Source organism: Elusimicrobiota bacterium (assembly GCA_016721625.1).
GTDB lineage: Bacteria > Elusimicrobiota > Elusimicrobia > FEN-1173 > FEN-1173 > JADKHR01.
Genome location: JADKHR010000001.1, coordinates 396951 through 414412, shown reverse-complemented (window position 1 = coordinate 414412; position 17462 = coordinate 396951). Strand labels below are relative to the sequence as shown.

The window sequence follows — 17462 nt, the reverse complement described above, 5'->3', positions numbered from 1 at the left end:
ATTGTTGTTTTTTTCAATGAGTGCGTTCTCCTTTAACTGGTGGCATTCTTTGTAGTTGCTCGATTTATCGAGCGGCTTGTCATTCACTAGCCCCGTAGATGGGGTATCTACAAAATTTATTTCGCATACCCGGATATGGGGGTCTTGGGAGACGGCGGCCTCTTTTTGCCCACGTTCGCCTTTTCCCAAGCCCTCACCCGTTTTCGGGCCGTGTCAAAAATCCGTTCGTAATTGCCTTTAAGAAATTTTTCTTTAGCCTCAGGCGTGAGTTGGGCCAGAAGGGGAGCGTACATGGTGTAAGTCTTCAAATAGGCGGCTTGTTCCGTGGGAGCCACTTCGTCGGACCCATAGAGGAATCGGTCCGGATGGCGGTTGATCATCGCGGCCACCTTGGCCACCGAAGCCGTGGACGTCACGATGTATTTGGCCGTCTCATCCCAGGAGAGGTCAAAAAAGACATGATTCAAGGCCGGATTATTGATGGCCCGCTCGACCATGCCGGCCTGGTCCGTCACCGGTCGCACCACGCGACCCAGTCCCACATGGGCCCAAATAATCGTGGTTTTGGGATGGCGAACAAAAAGTTCTCCCAGCATCTTGACGATGTAGGGGTCCTGATTGGGCTTAGGAAACGGCACGTTCACGTCGCAGTGCAGAATCGCCGGCAGGCCCACTTCCCCCGCGAAGTCGAGTATTCGATCCAGGGCTTTGTTGTTGAGCGTCGACACTTCGCCTGCCACTTTCGAAGAAACGAATTCTTTGTGAATCGAAAATTCCCCGATGCCCGAAAACACGCCCGGAAACGTCGTCAACACTCGGCGAATATGGTCCGCCGCGTACATGTCCGTGGGGTTAAACCCAGTGATCATGGGGTCGAACCGGGCTTGGTCTTTTTTAGGCAGGGACTTGTAGGCCATGGCGATGTGAGCGTCGGTGAAAGAGTAATAATAGAGGGGCGCGTCCGTCTGAAGATAGTACCAGGGGGCGAAATCTCCGGTGCTGGCATACATCCATTGTTGTTGAAGCGGAATGCCGAAAAGGGTGGACCGCCCCACCTTGTCGCCCATGATTTTCAGGAAATCACGGATGTCGGTTCCCTCTTGAATATAATTGGTGAGGTGGAAATGACCATCGTTCAGCTCAACCTTCTTTGGGGCCGAATGCCCCAACGAACTGAGAAACGCAACGGCCGTAAACGCGAAAAATTTTCGTTTCACACGCGCCCCCTTAAAAATTAATCGACCAACCCACCGACACAGTCACACCCTTTTGTCCCCCCACATAGTAGCCAAAATCGGAGGACGTCGGAGCGCGGTAGACTTCGATCACATGCAAATTGATTCGGCTGTTGCGCGTATCGAACAAGAAGAAATTGAGCCCTTGAATAATATCGTAGCTCGTGCGGTACCCGGCGCTTTTGTCGCCGAACACAAAAGACGTGGCCACATAGCCCTCTGTTTTCCGCGGTTGAATCATTTTGGAGGCCTGGGCATAGAATCCCGTATCGATGATCATATTTTGCGGCACACGATCATCCGTCTTGGTGTAAAAATCGCTCAGTTGTCGCAGGTAGGCTTCGGCTTGCAGGTGCAGGCCTTTATACTTAACCCCCGCGTCCACGGCCCACATTTGGTATTTCAAAATGTCCACAGTGTAGCCGGCCACCACGGCGCCTGGGGTGAAGGGTAGAAGGCTGTCGGCCATGCGAATTTGCGTGGAATCCGGTTGACTGCTTCCCGAAGTCGACATGGCGGCGTTCTGACGCCCCTGGGTATAGGCTGTGCCGATCCGGGTGGCCAGCTTTTCGTGATGTTCGAAATCTCCCATGCCGCCCTTGGGTCCGAATTCGTGGGTGGTGGGCATCCAGGCGAGATTGCCGCTGGCGGCGAAATCCCGAGAATCTTCCTTGGCATTCACGTTCAATGTGGTGAGGTTGTTTCCAATCATGACGGTGTAATTGAGCCCCGGGGCCGCTTCACCCGACGCCCACGCTCCCTGGGTGAAACCCGGCCGAAAAAATTCGTCAGCCATCATCCGATCCGTTCCCAGCCAATAGGGATGGGAATAAGTCAACGTCCTTGTCCCCGGCAAAGCGCCGATGCCCACGTTAAGTGTGAGCTTTTTGTTGAAGGCCCAGCCTAAAGCTCCCAGGACAGCCACCTTGTCCGTTGAACTTACGGTCCAAACGGCGGCTGAATAAAGAAATCTGGGATCGTACAACCAACCGTTAAAATTCATAATCACGCGGTGAGGCGCGGAAATATAGTTGGCCGTGTCGATGTCGTGAGGATTTCCCAAATGGTCTTCAAAAGACTGCGTCGCGGGCAGTTGGTTGAGATACCGGACCAATAGATACAAATTCATTTTCAATTCGCCGTTGGGGGACCGCACCAAGGCAAGCCCTTTCCCCGCTTTGAAATCGATTTTGCTCTGATCAATGGATGTGGGGACCGCTTTCTGCTTGGCGGATTCCTCTTCTTTTAATTGCCGTTGCACCTCTTCCCGCACCTGATCCATGGTGATCTCTGCGGAAAGATTCGAAAGAAGAGAGCCGCCGACCATCCCGAACGCGACGAAAAAACGAAGCCATGTTTTTATTTTCATAAAACTCCTTTAGAAAGAAACTTGAAAGTTGGAATAAAAGATCGGGCCATCTCCCCCCACCGGATAGGGCAGGCTAAGTCCCCCCACAGGGGATTTTTGCAGTTGGATGTATTCAAAATTCCAGCGGGTCCCCTCCACTTTCCACGGGAACCAGTTTATTCCCACCCGGGCATCCCAGGGATCGCCGTATTCCCCATACACTTTGGAATGGGAGATGTAGGCCTGAAGGGTTTGCGGTTTTAACATGGCGGAGGCCTGGATCTGAAAGCCGGTGTCGTTCAGGTTGGACAACCCCGCGGTTCCCGCCCCTCGAAAATGGTCCACCCATCGCCAATAGGCTTCCCCTTCCAATGAGAACCCTTTGAATTTCACCCCCGCGTCAAAAGAGGACATGCGGTACGTGGCATCTTCCACCTGAATGCCAGCGCCGAAAAGGTCTTTCTTGAAAATGGAATTCCCGTCTGAAAGCCGAACCTGAACGTTGTCGAACGAGTTGGTGTCCGAGGGTTGGCTTTGCTTATTTTCGTCGCTTCGGGAAAAGTGAAGGCCCAGCCGCGTTGCTACCGTTTTGTGATCTTCAAAATCCCCGAACCCGCCGCGTTTCCCAAATTCCCCTGTGCTGGGCATCCAGGTTAAGGCTCCCGACCAAGTGTTGAGATCGTTGTCCATTTGCCCCGCGTCGATCCCCAACTGGCTCAGGTTGTTGCCGAGCATGATGGCGTAATTCAGTTTCTCGACGACAGCGCCCTTGGCCCAGACGCCGAAGGTGTATGAGGGCCGGAAAAATTCGTCGGCGATCAGCCGGTTGTCCACCCCCAGCCAAAACGGGAAGTTGCCTTCCGTGCTTCGAACGCCGGGAAGGGAATCCGTTCCGCCGCCGAACGTCAGGTGTTCGTTAAAATTGTAATTGAGGTTCCCGGCCACCACCACTTGGGCGCCCAATCCTTGACTGGTGTTGGAGGTCCACACATATGTCATGTAGCGGAATTTGGGATCTAAGAACCAACCCGTAAAGAAAATATTCGCCTTGTTGAATTGGATGTCCTGGCGCTGTTGGATTTTGCTCGTCGTCCCAAAGGAATCGGTGAAGGTCTCATCCAGCCCTGTCTGATTGAGATACCGGATATAGGTAAAGATTTTTATGTTGAGATCCCCCTTCTCCGTATCGGCCACCTTAAATCCCAGGTTAGGCGTGTAGGTGTTCACCCGTTTTCGTTCAGATTCTAATTTGTCGATTTTAGCGTCCCGAGCGCGGACAGCGTCTTCCAACTCTTTGAGTCGTTGATCCACCGCTTGAAACCGTTGGTCCGTATCGGCCGACGACGCCGCGTCGGATGAAAGGGGAAGAATCGCCCGGCCCAACAAGAGACACAACAATAACGATAGAGTTTTCTTCATTTTAACTCCTAAAAAAAGTGAACTTCGCACCACACCCCTCCCCTTATCAAGGGGAGGGACAAATCCCTGTCGAGCCATTGTTTCCCCTCCTTCCCAAGGAGGGGATTAAGGGGAGGTCTTCTTCATTCTCCCCTCTCAATCTCAACGAACCCAACACCTCCTTGGTCACTGATCCATCAGTTGCAGTGTGGAGGGTTCAAAAATCTCGTCCACCTTCAATTCACGTTTCAACAGTCCTTGGGCAAAAGCGGCATCTAAAAGGGCTTTCAAGGAACGAGGGTTGTTCGGCACGCCGTAGGACCAATATTGTTTTCCCATCAAATCCAGGGTCGTCTGGTAAGACTCCGCCCCCCAAGGCAAGGGAATTTTGGGTTCCTTGTCGGTGCCCAGGTTTTCAACGGCTCGGCGTTTCGCCTCGGCGAAAGCCATAAACAAAGCTTCCGGAAGCCATGCGTTTTCTTTAACGAGGTCAGTCCTAACCGCCAGCGCTGTAGCCAGGGGAAATACCCGGCTCGCCTTGAACAAATCCTGTTCCACTTGCGCGTAATTCGGGAAAAGGCGAACAACAGGGCCCGCGTCCTCGGGAGTTCCCATAAAGATCATCCCGTCCACCTTTCCGGCCTGAATCAACTCCACCAAGCTTTTATGGGGAGGCGGACCCGTGGAGACGTCCACCCAGGTGATGTCGTCGGTTTTCAAAGTGGCGCTCGATTGGAGGAATTTCCGGATCCAGGTGGCCCCGCTGGTTCCGTAGCCATCCACCCCCACCCGTTTCCCCCGTAAATCCTCCGGGCCCTTAATCCCTCGATCGGATCGAACCCACAGATCCCGCAAAGGAAACTCCCGCAGAAGAAACACAGGGATTAATGTGTAATCTTGCGGCTCTCCCGCAGCCAGTTGAGATAGAAAAGGCAAAATATCCACTTCAATAACGTCGAACTTTTCGGGTTGGGCCCGGAGACTTGCCAGGGACAGCGTGTTGTAATGGAGCGTGCAACCAGACACCTTCACAGACCCCTCCTGAAGGAGCCGGGTGTGCGCATAATTTTGTGTGCCCACTTCCAGTGTGATTTCCGTTTCTTTTGCGGCCGAAAAGCCCCAGGCCCCTCCGATGATCGCTCCCCCCACCAAAACATTTCGGAAACGGTTTCGAATCATGTTCCCCCCCGAGGTTTTGTCACGAGATGTTTTTGGAACACGAAACCCCAGGACTGCCCGTCACCGCCGCGCCGGGTTTCGTAATGGGTGAAATAACATTCCAAGACCGTGCTCCACCGCCAGGGAAACTCCGCCCCCAGCGTCATGTCCGCCCGATTCCACTCGTCGGCTTTGAAATCGTAATAGGCCTCGGCGTTGGCGTAGGGCGTGCACTTGAACGATCCACGGACCATGCTGTGCTCCAACCGCACCCGGTTGCGGTAGCGGGCGGAATAAACCCCGTCGATCCAGCGAAAATCCCCTTTGTTGCGGTCGGCAAGCAACCAGGATCCCCCGAAGGGGATCCTCCCGGTGACCTCGAAAATCCCGCGGTTTTCATCAGCCGGATTTTCCACGTCGCGCAAATCCGGAATATAGGCGAAACCTAACCGCGTGGTTAAACGCTGGGCCTTTTCCACGTTGGGATCTTTAAAGACATAGCGCCGGAAGAAAGTGAGCAACCCCACATCCAAGTCGTATTCCAGGTTGCCCGACGAGACCGACCCGTCTTCGGTTCGGTAATTCAACCCCGCCGCAAACCGGCTCCGCAAAATCTTGCTGTGGGTCACGTACAGCGCCCCCTCCGGGATCAGGTTGTCCGCGAAAAGGTTTCCCGCCGTGGCCGCCCACACCCCACCGGCCAGGGCGAACACCACTGCCTTCGTCCGAAAGCGTCGAAGTTTGAAATTAAATTCCAATCGAATTCCCACAAATCTCATCGTATCCGAAATTTAGCATTTCCCATCATGGAGCGGGAACCGGCACGGCCAAAGCCCAAAGCCATAACGAAAAGGAGTGGACCTGGTAGCGGGAGGTGGAATCCACGGCGTAGGAAAAGGAGGCGTCGCGGGTGACGAAGGGGATGGAAAACAGTCGGACCTCGAACCCGCCGGTGATATGGGTCCGGGCCGAGCCGCCCTCGTAGCGGCTGGGCTCGTAATACGTGCCCGCCCGAAGACGAAAGCGGTTGGGAACCAGTTCCACCTCCGCCCCGCCGTGAATGGTCGCGATGGCTTTTTGCCCGATGGGCCGGGAGGTTTGGCTGACGAAGGCCGCCGACCCCTGGGCGTTGGACGGGGATTTCCCAAAAAGACGGATGTCTCCGCTGGCCAACCCTGGGTGGCCGCGCCACCCAAGAAAATGGTTCCATTCATGGGCGACGCCGAGGGAGAAGTTGTCGGCCTCCAAAACCCCCTCCGGGACAATCAGGTTCCCCACCTTGACGACCTCCGTAGCGGAGCTGACTAGCCCCTCATCCGTGGAGACCCCGGAGGAGTAGGCCGCGCCAAACCGCCAGGCCCCCCGGCAAGGATGGACTAAGATCCCCGCGCCGTACCCCACTCCCTTCAATTGAAAAGACCGGGGGTCGTAATTGTCTTTCGGATGGACGCGAGCGCCCACCGGGTTGAGCGAAAACCCAAAAGCGATGGTTCTGTCGTCCGTGGTATACCCTGCGGCCAGGATGCCGCTCCGAAATTGAGCCTCTTGATTTTGCGGGAGGTTCTCCGATTCAAATACCGCCATCTGGCTGACAAACCCAATCCCCCAGTTTTTATACTGCGCCATCGCCCCTAAATCCACCAGGGAGGAGTTGCCGTAAACCAGGCTTTCCGTTCCGCTATTGTCGGAGTCGTTGTCTTCAATGGCCAGGGTGCTTAGAACCATATCCAGTTCCAAGGGCCGCATGAAGGCCCGGGCCCGGTACGATACCGCCGCCGGATTGTCCGGAATCGCCGCGTTCCCTTCCGCGATGCCCGCGCATGCTCCGCCGAGAGCGATCTTCCTCGTGGACCCGGTGGTCACGGTGCGGGTCACATCGATTTGATAGTTGTTGTCCGTCAGCGGTTCGCCCATGGACAAAGAATGAACCGATGGGTGAACACCAAACATCGAGAAAAAACAGAGCCACACGCCCTTTTTTAGAAATCGACCATGGATGGAAAGAAAGGTTTTGTTCATGGAAATAATGAAACCAGTCGGTGTTCGCCCAAATGCTAAAAGCGGCGCACAAACGGGTTAAAACGCTTCTCCGACGTTAAAATACAGGGCTTGCTCCCCTTTTCCCACCGCATAATCGATCCTATAAACAATTCGATTTTGTTCCGACAAAATGTAGCGAATTCCACCCCCCACACTCGGCAAGAGATTTTCTAAATTAAAGGAATTCAGCGTCGGGGCCACTTCGCCGACCCCAACGAAAGCCGCCGCGCCGAACCGTCGGGTCAGCCGCCAGCGGGATTCCGCCTGAACGGCGATCATCATATTGTCGCGAAACTGCCCAGTCACGTATCCGCGCAAATCACTTTTCATACCGAACTGGCTGAGGGCGTAGAAGGGAACATCCCCGGTCGCAAACCGCCCGTAACCACGCGCGGCCCAAACATGTTTTTCTGAAGGGGACCAGTAATGGTTATATTCCAGTTGTGTGATATTGTATTCATAATCGCTCCCCAGCGCCGGGCCGTAGTATTTAAAGGAGCCGTCGAAAAAAGATCCGGTGGCGGCGCTAAAGGTGTTGTCCCGGGTGTCCCATTGCAACCTTGGGCCCACCGCCCCGATCTGAGATTTGAAGCCGTTGCCTGGTCCGGCTCCCGCAGGGGGAAGACCCCCCCCCATCGAAACGTCGGAAACCGACCAAACGCCCGTCATACCGGCAAAAAGAGACTTCCATGTTCGATAAAGGGCGTCGGCCGTGAGCCCATTGATTCGTTGATGGACGGGGATGGATTGCCCGTCAAACCCGGCTTCGGTGCCGATTCCGTAATAGTTGTAGTTGAAATTCATCATGGCGAGCCCGCCGTTGAAGCGCCAACGCCCGCCCGGCAGGTAGAGACGTTGAAACAGGAATGCGCCCCAGGAATCATTTTCGGAATAAAATCCCCCAAGACCTGTCATCGACGGCGGTGTCGCCGCGTCCGCTGGGGAGAGGGGATAAATCAGGCTGGCCATTCCCGCGAGACCGGCTCCCGTGGTGGGGTTGGAGAAGGGAATCGGGGCAAAAATAAAATCTACACCTTTCTTCGTTCCGGAAGAGACAGTGACATCGTCCATCATCTCCGCCGCGTCTGGCTTGGGGTCCAGGCTGGCATTTTCGCCCAGGCGGGCGTTTTTAAGCGGGGAGGCGCCCCAGACCCCCGCGCTCATTGCTAAGCAAAGGAACCCAAGGGAAATCTTTGTTCTGGAAAAAATCATTCAAGGATAAAAGTGATCCCAATCATGGGCCCGGATATCCGGCCGTCCAAGGCGGTGCCGCCCGTGCCCGACTGGTGCTGGCTTTTAATGTCGGTGATCCGATACCCCGCGAAAAATTCCAGGGCGGGGTCGGGACGGTAATGGGCGGCGCCGAAAAACCGCCAGGTCAAGTCCGTGGCGGACCCAACCCCGAATCCCCCCCAATCGCTCCGGGCTTCCAACCGAAGCGGGAAATCGAAGTTGGCCGTGAGCCGCCCCCCCACCACCGGGTCCACCCAGCCACGCCCCGATTCGGCGGACCCTCCCGGATAAACCTCCGCGCTGGCGTTAAATTGATTCCACCGCGCCCCGCCCAACAACTCAAACCCGGCCGAAGCGGTTCCCATGTTCCAAGGGCCCAATCCATAGGACCCCAGGGTGTCCACGGAAAGCAGGTTTGCTGAAAGATTCGTCTTCTGGACCCCGTTGTCTAAATCGGCGTTCAAGTCCAGGAAGGAAAGATCAAAAAGAAACCCAAGTTGTTCCCCGTGTCCCTCCATTTGAAGCGCCATTTGAAAGGTGGCCCGATCGGCGATATCGCTCAACGCCGCATTCGCCGTTCCCCGCTGTCCTTCCACCCGCACGGAGCCGTCATAGCTTTGCGGCCCGATGACCGGAGCCATCCGCCAAACCCAACCCTCGTTGGGATAAAGAGCCACGTCCCGGCTGTCCGCCCTCGCCGGCCCGCTCGACCAAAGTAAAACCGCCGCGCAAATTGCCCCTTTCACGATTAACCCTGTTTGTTTTTTGTTCACACGTCCCCCTTCCTAAAAATCTATCCCTTCAGCCCTTTCGAAGCGGCGTTCCCTCTCCCGCTCCCTCCCATCGTTTTCTTGGGCAAGCGAGCGCCTTTGACCGCGACTTCTTTTAATTAAGACATTATTTCGGCGCCGCCGGAACCGCCGCCACCGGGCGCTCCCCCAACTTAACGGGGAGTTCCAGAGCTTGCCCGTTACGCAAAATAGACAGCGAGACGGACCGACCGGCCAGGGATTCGATCCTCTTGTAAAACTCGCCGGGTTCAATGATGTCCTCCCCTTCGAGCCCGATCAGGATATCGCCCTTGAGAACATCCGCCCGAAAGGCCGGAGACCCGTTCACGACCGCGCGAACAACCACGCCGCGGTTGCGGCCCAGCGAATTCCGCACTTCCTCCGGAAGAGCGCTGACGGCCCCGCCGAAAACGGGGGCTTGAAGTTTGCGAAAGAACAGGGCCTTTTGATCGTAAAAAGCTGTTTCGCGGTTGACGAATTCGGTTTGGTAGCTTCCTTCGTAGGTCACGGTTTGGCTTCGGTTGTAATTGACCCCGGTATACCCGACGTTGCCGCGATCCTCCACGCGAACCGTTTCCGGACCCTTATAAACGGTCGTAGGGACGGATTCGTTCACGACGTTGGTGAACTGAATCGAGGTCAGCACCACGTCGGCCCCCAGTTCCTTCGCCTGAGCCAAGGCTAATTGTTCATCGGCTTTGACGGAATTGAATTTGACGTAACCAATAGGCGCATAGCCCTCTTCCACCAACCTCAACGAATCCTCCCGGGGATTTTTCGCCTCCACCAGCCGAGGCGTTGGGGTGGAAGGGGCGAAGGCCGGTTGGGCGGGAAGCCGATCAAGAACGCTCACGTAATTCAGCCGATAAGGGTTTCCGCAGGCGGCTAAGGCGATGAACGACACCGCCAACCCCATTGGTTTTTTCCGTCCAAATTCGTTCGAATGCCCCATTTTTTAGCTCCTCCTGAACTCTGGAAAAAACTTCAAAATATATATTTCGCGTAAAACTGAAGGCCCCGGTTCTCAAAAGCAATTGTTCCGTCCAAGTCCGAACCCGGCAAACCACTTCCGTTTCCCTCAAAGTTGACTCGGAAATTATCAAACCCAAGGCCGAGGCCTAAATTCTTAGTGGCCTGGTATTCAAACGCGGCGCGAATGTCCGATAAACTTCCGACAAACCCATTGTAATCCACGTAAAAGATTTGCGTCCCGCTCCGGAAAAACCATTTCGGCGTCATGGCGAAATCCATGCGATAACCGATCACCGGGAGGGGCGCCGAAAAGGTTAATCCCCCTTCCGCCACGGTGACCCCGCTGGCGGAGAAACCGAAATCCACGGGCATGACATAAAGTCCTCCCACAACGGCCAGATCAAGCCGATCATCTTGAACGAAGGAATAGCTGTACGCTAATTCGTAAATATCCACATCTAGGTGTGACGAGATTTCGGTTCCGGTGCTAATCGTGGTGATGGATCCATCCGGTTTCTCCACATCAAATTGAAATCCCAAGGTCCGGCTCCCGTCCCGGTGCAAGGCAAACCAGGACGCATCCAACCGGTGTCGTCGATTCTCCGTAAACCGCCACCCCGACTCGGCGCGAAAAACCGTGGTCTTCGTTTCAAGTCCCAAGGTTTTTTCGAAATCAACGTCCACACCCAGACCCGATCCGACACGAAAAACGCTGTCGGTTTTCGAAAGCATTCCCCCCAAAGTCACGCTGAATGTTTCCCAGGGAACGGCACGGGCGGGGTCGCTTTCAGCCCACGCCCAGGGGACCGCGCCCCCGCTCCAAGCTAAAACAATGGCCACACCGGTGAATAATTTAAGTTTCATGAAGGGCTCCAAGGTCGTCAGACGCGAAAGGCTATGGGAGATTATATAACTCTAAGGGACAGAGGTGGGGGGGCGCCGATCACCCCGTCACTTATTGTTTTTGCGGGATTTTCCCACAGGGAGACGGAAGGTGAGGTCCAGGTAATTGTCGCTTTGGGACCCGGTTTGCCCGACAAAGGTCCACCGCGGAGAGACGCTGTATTCGGCCTTCAATACCTGGTTGGCGGCATCCTCCGGGTTGTAACTGTAACTGAGGAAAAGTTTGGACCCCCAATACCGGCCCACGGTCCATTCGCTTCCCTTGGCGGAAGGGGAAACGCGGATGACGTCAAGGTCCAGCACGTTCATCCCCGCCGATCGAAGTTCCCGCGTCAAATAATCACTGACCACGTTCGCCGCCAAATCCGCCGCTTCCGACGACTTTTTGTCCGACGGGGACCCCTCCGAGGCGGATTGGCCGGGGATTTTTCCAAGGGCCAACAGCGCGAGGATGTCTTGCTCCGGCAAGGGAGGCGTTGATTGGAAACGCAATTCGGGTTTTCGAGCGGTTCCGGTCACGTTCAACTCAATCAGAGCGTCGGGCATTTTATGGGTGGCTTGCAAATTCAACTGGGGATCCAATTCGGACGGGTCCGTGAACGTGAGCTCGCCGGATTGAAGAACAAAGTCTCGCCCCAAGGCGTCATAATTGCCTTTTAACACCGTCACCACCCCTCGAAGTCCGGGCATCGGCGCGCCGCGCGATTTAATGACTTCTAAATCCGCCTTCGTCTCAATCTTTGTCAACCCCTCCCGATACCACACGTTATTGCGCCAGGTGGCGTTTAATTGAATTTGCGCCGAATCCCACGCGGCGCGCAGAGCTGGATTAACTTCCACGGTTTTACCCTCGCCTTTTTTCTTTTTACCGGCTTCATAGGTCCCCTCCAAAAGGGCCAGAGTGCCCGACAAAACTGGAGACGTCACGGTCCCGCTCAATTGCCAATTCAAGTTGGCCGTCATTTCCAATTCACGACGCGCCTTGATGGATATTTTTGTTCCCACCGCTTCCAGCTGAAGGGCCGGAAGTTCGCTCTCTCCTGAAACCTTCAACATCCCTTTCCCCAATTTCGTTTCGGCTTTTCGAACGAGCAGATGGCGGTCTTTCAGTTCGATGTCGATATGGGTATCTCGAGCTTCCACGCCGACCAAGGGCATTCCGAAAGAAGGGAGGAATGCCGAAAGGTTCCCTTGCAGGGAAATCGCTCCTTTCTTCCCGAAGACGCGCCCCTCCGCTTGAAGGAATCCCCCCGCCCCCAGCTTCAGGTCGGGATTTCCCTTCAAAAGGAGAGCGGGATCAAGCCGACCGGTCTCCAAATAGAGGTCCATCGGCTGATCGGACTCTTCGGAAAGGATCCACGCCCATGGGAGAATTCCATGAAGCCGAATGGACGGCAGAGCGCCGCTTCCCGCCGCCGCTTCTGAAATGATAACGCGATCGTTTTCGACGGTTCCCTTGATCAAACCCGAAAGAGGAGAGACGGTTCCGTAAAACCCGCTGGAAATACGCACCTCGAACGGACCTTGCGGATGGCGGACCGGCCCCTTCAAAGACACGGACCCTTGGACATGTCCGCCCAGGGGATCCCGACCCGTGAGGGAGCTGGGAAGATCCAAAAGGAAGTCTTCGGCGGTCCCCTCTAAAACAAGATTTCCGTTTCCATAGGAAAACCGTGGAACGCGGAGCCAATGGCCCTCCTTCCCCCATTGAAGACGATGAACGTCGATCGTCCCGGCCGAGGGGTTCATCGCCACGGTTCCTCCCGGAAGCGCCGACATTTCATCCCCCCGGGGAAATATCAAACCGAGTTGATCCCAGGTCCAGGTGAACACCGGGTCTTTTCGAAGCGCCTCCCCGCGTCCTTTGGCGGAGGTCCCATCCCGCCATTTCAATTCCCATTGAAGGGTGCCTTGGGTGGGGGTACCCTCCCAGGAAATCCCGGCGTGGGGAAGCTCCTGAGTCAGCCCCGCCTCCGTGACCCACGTCAGCGAGGACCCCGATACACGCAAAGAGAGGGGGCGAGGCCCGCCCGTTTTTCGTTCAAGATGGGCCTCGAGGGATTGGATCCCAAATCCCTTATAACGCAACCCATCCGCTCGAACCCGGATGGATCCCGCCGGAGCTTTCCAAGGGCCGGCGAGATGACCCGTGGCGGTGAAGGATCCTTGGGTGCGTTCGAGGTCCGCCCAAAGAGCGTCAAAAGAAGAGAACGGAGAGGCTCTCACTTTAAAGTCGCCTTCCACCCATTCCTTTTCCGTGTCCAATTGAACATTGGCCGACACCTCGGATTTTTCATGAACGAGGGCGAGAGCCACTTCCCCTTTGGGTCCCTCAAAGTGGACCCGACCCGAAATCGTGGGATTCGATTTCGCGACCGATAGCCCCCGGTCGAGGTTTCCATCCACGTTTAATTCCCATCCTTTCCTATCTCCCTCCAGCCGCCAGGTTCCCGTATGCGCCACGTGAATGGACGGAGGCAAAGCGGGGAATCCCCCGGTGAACCGTTCCAAGGGGAAATGTTCGGTGGTCCCCCCGAGCGTCACCGACGGGGGGGTCCAAGTGACGGTCCCGGTGGCCTTCAAAACCCCCTCCCCCATAACCAGGGTGAGGGAGTCCATCCGGAGATTCCCCCTCATCCAGGCGGACCAATTCGGATCGATCCTGATTTTTGGAATCGAGACAAGAGAAGTCCCTCCCTTCTTCAGAACCAACCTCTTCAAAATGATATCTCCGGTCAAGGAAAGCCGGACGCCGCCCAGGGTCAGCGTCAACGGGGTGTTTTTTCCCACCCCCCGTTCGAGGGCCCGGATAAGGGGAAAAAATAAAATGCCGGAAAAAAGACCCGCCGCTCCTAAAACAAGAAAAACCAAAAAAGTTAACCCGATCCACCGTCGCATCAGAACACCTCCCCAATGGAGAAGTGCACGGCGGTTCGGTCCTTGAAATGGGTTGAACCTTGGGGATTAAACTGATATCCCGCCTCCAACCGGATGGCGCCCACCGGACTGTGGTAACGAAAACCCAATCCCCCACTCGTTCGAAGTTCATCCAAGTCATGCAAATCCACCTTTGGACTTGTGTCACCCGGGTTGGACCCGTAGAGATTGCCCACGTCCACAAAGACCACGCCAAACAACTTTTTGTGGAGTCGGTGTCGGGCTTCAAAGTTCCCCACGATGTACAAGGTGCCTCCCAGGGGGTTCCCCTCTTCGTCCTTGGGCCCTAAACTGCGTTCCGAGTAGCCGCGGACGGTGTTGCCGCCTCCCAAGAAAAAGCGTTCGTTGATGGGGATGGTTTCGTTGACCTCTCCCGAGGCGGGCAGTAGCAGGCCGAATTGCCCTCCAGCAAACAAAGTCCAACCAGATTCCGCCGTATCAAATCGTCCCAAGCGCGTTTCGAATTTATGAAACCCAACGTCATTTTTAAAAAGTTGGAGTCCTTCCTCCACGGACCCCAGCGTTCGCCATCCGACGCTGGGCAAGAACGGATCGTCCGTGTTGTCGTAGCGGAGGGAAGCGCCCAGGGCGTCAATGCTCGTTTCGGATGGAGTTTCCGCTTCCGGACTGACGCGTGTCAGGGAGGTCCCTTGCAGTCGATGGGTCAGGCGAAGGGAGAGGTTGGACCGATACCGCCGTTCCAGGCTGGAACGCATTTCGTTCTCAATGGAGTCGTAGGCCTCGCGATATTTCCGGGATCGCTCGAGAGTAAACCGGCCCTCCATTCGCGTCCCGAAAAGGAACGGTTGGATCAGCGTCGATTCAAATGTTTGGGTTTCGTATTTTTCAGGTTGAGTGATAAACCCGGAGTAAGTGAATTGGATGTCCAGCCGCCGGGCCCCGCCGAAAAAGCTTTGGTCTTCGTAGCCCAGGGTCAATCGCTCTTTGGTTTCCGTCCCATACCCGGCGCCGCCTTTGACGAACTGTTTCCCTCGTTCCCGAACGACGACGTTGACCTCGACCGTGGCGTAAGGGGCTGTGGAAAGAGAGAAGTTCACCAAATCAAAACAGCCCGTGGCGTAAAGCCGCTTGTTTCCCTCCTTCACCCGAGAGGGACTAAAAGCGTCCCCCGGCCGCATTTCGATTTCGCGGAGGATATGTTCCTTGGACACATCGCGGTTCCCTTCCACCGTTAGCGAGCTCAACCGGTAAAGCGGCCCTTCCTCCACGGTAACGGAAAGCTCAATTTCCGGCGGCCGAGACAAAATGGAGGTGGAGACGCGCACATCTAAAAACCCCCGGTCGATATAAGCGGGACGAATCCGCCCGAAGGCCTCCTGAACCTTGTGCGATGGAATCCCTTTCCCGACCTTGAGCCCCAAAACCGCCCGAACTTCATCGTCTGATAAGGCTTGATTTCCCGAAACCTGAATTCCCGCCAGCCGGGGACGATCAACTTTCCTTCCGCCGCAACAGACGGAAGGGAACCCCATAGGCCAAGAACGGCCGCCAGACCAAGCGCTTTCCCCACCCACCCCCTTCGCATTCCCCACCCCACCTATTTATTTTTGCCGACCCGCTCAAAGGGAGTTCCCTCGCCCGATGGCGGGAGAGGGGAGGGAGAGGGAATGTTTTCAACAAACGCCGCCCTCCTGCCTCCGTCCAGCCCCCCCCTCCATAGAAGGAGCGCCCCCATTCCCTGATTATCTCATAAGTCCTACAATACCAACACGCTTTTCGACTCCGAATATAAAATTCTCCAAACCAATGTCGCTTCTTAACACCGGACAGGAGGTCCGTTCCCCATGAAATCAAAGACCGTCCCCCTTTCTCGCCGCAAAGCCTGGAAGTCGCTCCAATCCCACGCTCGGAAAGTGAGCCCGCTTCATTTACGGGCGCTTTTCGCCAAAGACCCCAAACGAGGCGAGCGCATGACCCAGGAGGCTCTGGGCCTATTTTTTGATTATTCCAAGAATCGCGTGACGGACGAGACCCTTCGGCTTCTCATGGGATTGGCCAATGAATGCGGGCTCCGAAAGAAAATCGGCGCGATGTTTCGGGGGGATAAAATAAATTCCACTGAAAAACGCGCCGTCCTGCACGTGGCGCTCCGCGCGCCGCGGGGTGCCAAAATCATCGTTAATGGCGCGAACGTCGTTCCCTCCGTCCACGCGGTGTTGGATAAGATGACGGATTTCGCGAACCGCGTCCGAAACGGGGGGTGGAAGGGCCACACCGGCCGGGCGATTCGGAACGTCGTCAACATCGGCATCGGCGGGTCCGACTTGGGCCCGGTGATGGCCTACGAAGCCCTGCGGCTTTACACCGAACGCGCGCTCACGTTCCGTTTTGTCTCCAACGTCGACGGCAGTGATTTCGCCGAAGCCGTGCGGGACCTGAACCCCGCCGAAACGCTGTTTATCGTGTCCTCCAAAACATTCACCACCGTTGAAACCATGACCAACGCGAAAACAGCCCGGGACTGGCTGGTTCAAGGGTTGAAGGGGGACGAAGAAGCCGTGGCCAAACATTTCGTCGCCGTGTCCACCAACGCCAAAGACGTCGGCGCCTTCGGCATCGACCCGGAGAACATGTTTGGGTTCTGGGACTGGGTAGGCGGACGTTTTTCCATGGAGTCGGCCATTGGGCTCTCCACCATGCTGGCCTTGGGACCTCAAGCGTTTCAGTCCCTTTTGGAAGGGTTCCGTGCCATGGATGAACATTTCCGCACCGCGCCCTTTGACAAAAATCTCCCGGCGTTGATGGGCCTATTGTCCATCTGGAACATCAACTTCTTGGGCGCCGAGACGGTGGCGGTTCTGCCCTACGACAACTACTTGAAACGCTTTCCCGCCTATCTCCAACAATTGACCATGGAGAGCAACGGCAAACACGTGACCCTGGCCGGGGAGGCTGTCCCCTACGACACCAGCCCCATCTATTGGGGCGAGCCCGGAACCAACGGACAACATTCATTTTACCAACTCATCCACCAAGGAACCCGTCTGATTCCCTGCGATTTCATCGCCTTCGCGAAATCCCTCAACCCCATGGGCCGACACCACGACCTGCTGCTGGCCAACGTCTGCGCCCAGGCCGAGGCTCTGGCTTTCGGGAAAACCTTGGCCGAGGTCAAAGCCGAAGGGGTGCCCCCGGAATTGGCCCCTCATAAAGTGTTCGAAGGAAACCGCCCCAGCAATATCCTGGTCGCTGAAATGATGACGCCGGAACTGCTGGGAAAACTCGTGGCCCTTTACGAACACATGACCTTCACCCAGGGCGTTATTTGGGATGTAAATTCCTTCGATCAGTGGGGAGTGGAGTTGGGCAAAGTTCTGGCCCAACGAATTGTTCCGGAACTGGAAAGTGAAACGGAGCCAACCCTCTCTCACGACAGTTCAACCAACGGTTTGATCCGACGCCTGCGGGCCTTGAAAAAAGCCTAAG

The 17462-nt window shown here is 55.9% G+C and carries 13 protein-coding genes; 1 reads left to right on the top strand and 12 read right to left on the bottom strand.

The window, feature by feature from the left end:
- Nucleotides 1-116: 116 nt before the first annotated feature.
- The 12 genes from IPP35_01695 to IPP35_01640 form a co-directional block, all read right to left on the bottom strand.
- Nucleotides 117-1067: an amidohydrolase family protein gene (locus IPP35_01695; protein ID MBL0057847.1), complete on the bottom strand. Its 951-nt coding sequence runs from the start codon at nt 1065-1067 to the stop codon at nt 117-119.
- Between the two features lie 160 nt (nt 1068-1227).
- Entirely contained in the window at nt 1228-2604 is a 1377-nt protein-coding gene (locus IPP35_01690; protein ID MBL0057846.1) for a hypothetical protein, read from the bottom strand.
- Between the two features lie 9 nt (nt 2605-2613).
- Nucleotides 2614-3741: a hypothetical protein gene (locus IPP35_01685; protein MBL0057845.1), complete on the bottom strand. Its 1128-nt coding sequence runs from the start codon at nt 3739-3741 to the stop codon at nt 2614-2616.
- A gap of 426 nt (nt 3742-4167) precedes the next feature.
- Complete coding sequence (locus tag IPP35_01680; GenBank protein MBL0057844.1) at nt 4168-5160, bottom strand: ABC transporter substrate-binding protein; 993 nt, start codon at nt 5158-5160, stop codon at nt 4168-4170.
- Nucleotides 5157-5909 (bottom strand): hypothetical protein, encoded by a 753-nt coding sequence (locus tag IPP35_01675; GenBank protein ID MBL0057843.1) that lies wholly within the window; start codon nt 5907-5909, stop codon nt 5157-5159. Before IPP35_01675 ends, IPP35_01680 begins: the two co-directional genes overlap by 4 nt.
- Before the next feature lie 34 nt (nt 5910-5943).
- Nucleotides 5944-7158, bottom strand: coding sequence for a hypothetical protein (locus IPP35_01670; protein MBL0057842.1), 1215 nt, complete (start codon nt 7156-7158; stop codon nt 5944-5946).
- A 57-nt stretch (nt 7159-7215) separates the two neighbouring features.
- Nucleotides 7216-8391, bottom strand: coding sequence for a BamA/TamA family outer membrane protein (locus IPP35_01665; GenBank protein ID MBL0057841.1), 1176 nt, complete (start codon nt 8389-8391; stop codon nt 7216-7218).
- Complete coding sequence (locus tag IPP35_01660) at nt 8388-9185, bottom strand: hypothetical protein (protein MBL0057840.1); 798 nt, start codon at nt 9183-9185, stop codon at nt 8388-8390. The genes IPP35_01665 and IPP35_01660 overlap by 4 nt, the downstream gene beginning before the upstream one ends.
- 124 nt (nt 9186-9309) lie before the next feature.
- Entirely contained in the window at nt 9310-10155 is an 846-nt protein-coding gene (locus tag IPP35_01655) for a PDZ domain-containing protein (protein ID MBL0057839.1), read from the bottom strand.
- A 32-nt stretch (nt 10156-10187) separates the two neighbouring features.
- Nucleotides 10188-11039: a hypothetical protein gene (locus IPP35_01650; GenBank protein ID MBL0057838.1), complete on the bottom strand. Its 852-nt coding sequence runs from the start codon at nt 11037-11039 to the stop codon at nt 10188-10190.
- A gap of 87 nt (nt 11040-11126) precedes the next feature.
- Nucleotides 11127-13976 (bottom strand): translocation/assembly module TamB, encoded by a 2850-nt coding sequence (locus IPP35_01645; GenBank protein ID MBL0057837.1) that lies wholly within the window; start codon nt 13974-13976, stop codon nt 11127-11129.
- Nucleotides 13976-15508, bottom strand: coding sequence for a BamA/TamA family outer membrane protein (locus tag IPP35_01640; protein ID MBL0057836.1), 1533 nt, complete (start codon nt 15506-15508; stop codon nt 13976-13978). Before IPP35_01640 ends, IPP35_01645 begins: the two co-directional genes overlap by 1 nt.
- A 312-nt stretch (nt 15509-15820) precedes the next feature.
- Between IPP35_01640 and pgi the strand changes: the two genes are divergently transcribed.
- Nucleotides 15821-17461 (top strand): glucose-6-phosphate isomerase, encoded by a 1641-nt coding sequence (pgi, locus tag IPP35_01635; GenBank protein ID MBL0057835.1) that lies wholly within the window; start codon nt 15821-15823, stop codon nt 17459-17461.
- Nucleotide 17462: the final 1 nt, after the last annotated feature.

What these genes read in the sequence shown, in the direction of transcription:
- IPP35_01655 (MBL0057839.1), bottom strand. Translation starts at nt 10,155, where the DNA reads ATGGGGCATTCGAACGAATTTGGACGGAAAAAACCAATGGGGTTGGCG.
- IPP35_01670 (MBL0057842.1), bottom strand. Translation starts at nt 7,158, where the DNA reads ATGAACAAAACCTTTCTTTCCATCCATGGTCGATTTCTAAAAAAGGGC.
- IPP35_01695 (MBL0057847.1), bottom strand. Translation starts at nt 1,067, where the DNA reads ATGGGCGACAAGGTGGGGCGGTCCACCCTTTTCGGCATTCCGCTTCAA.
- IPP35_01665 (MBL0057841.1), bottom strand. Translation starts at nt 8,391, where the DNA reads ATGATTTTTTCCAGAACAAAGATTTCCCTTGGGTTCCTTTGCTTAGCA.
- IPP35_01640 (MBL0057836.1), bottom strand. Translation starts at nt 15,508, where the DNA reads ATGGGGTTCCCTTCCGTCTGTTGCGGCGGAAGGAAAGTTGATCGTCCC.
- IPP35_01650 (MBL0057838.1), bottom strand. Translation starts at nt 11,039, where the DNA reads ATGAAACTTAAATTATTCACCGGTGTGGCCATTGTTTTAGCTTGGAGC.
- IPP35_01690 (MBL0057846.1), bottom strand. Translation starts at nt 2,604, where the DNA reads ATGAAAATAAAAACATGGCTTCGTTTTTTCGTCGCGTTCGGGATGGTC.
- pgi (MBL0057835.1), top strand. Translation starts at nt 15,821, where the DNA reads ATGAAATCAAAGACCGTCCCCCTTTCTCGCCGCAAAGCCTGGAAGTCG.
- IPP35_01680 (MBL0057844.1), bottom strand. Translation starts at nt 5,160, where the DNA reads ATGATTCGAAACCGTTTCCGAAATGTTTTGGTGGGGGGAGCGATCATC.
- IPP35_01645 (MBL0057837.1), bottom strand. Translation starts at nt 13,976, where the DNA reads ATGCGACGGTGGATCGGGTTAACTTTTTTGGTTTTTCTTGTTTTAGGA.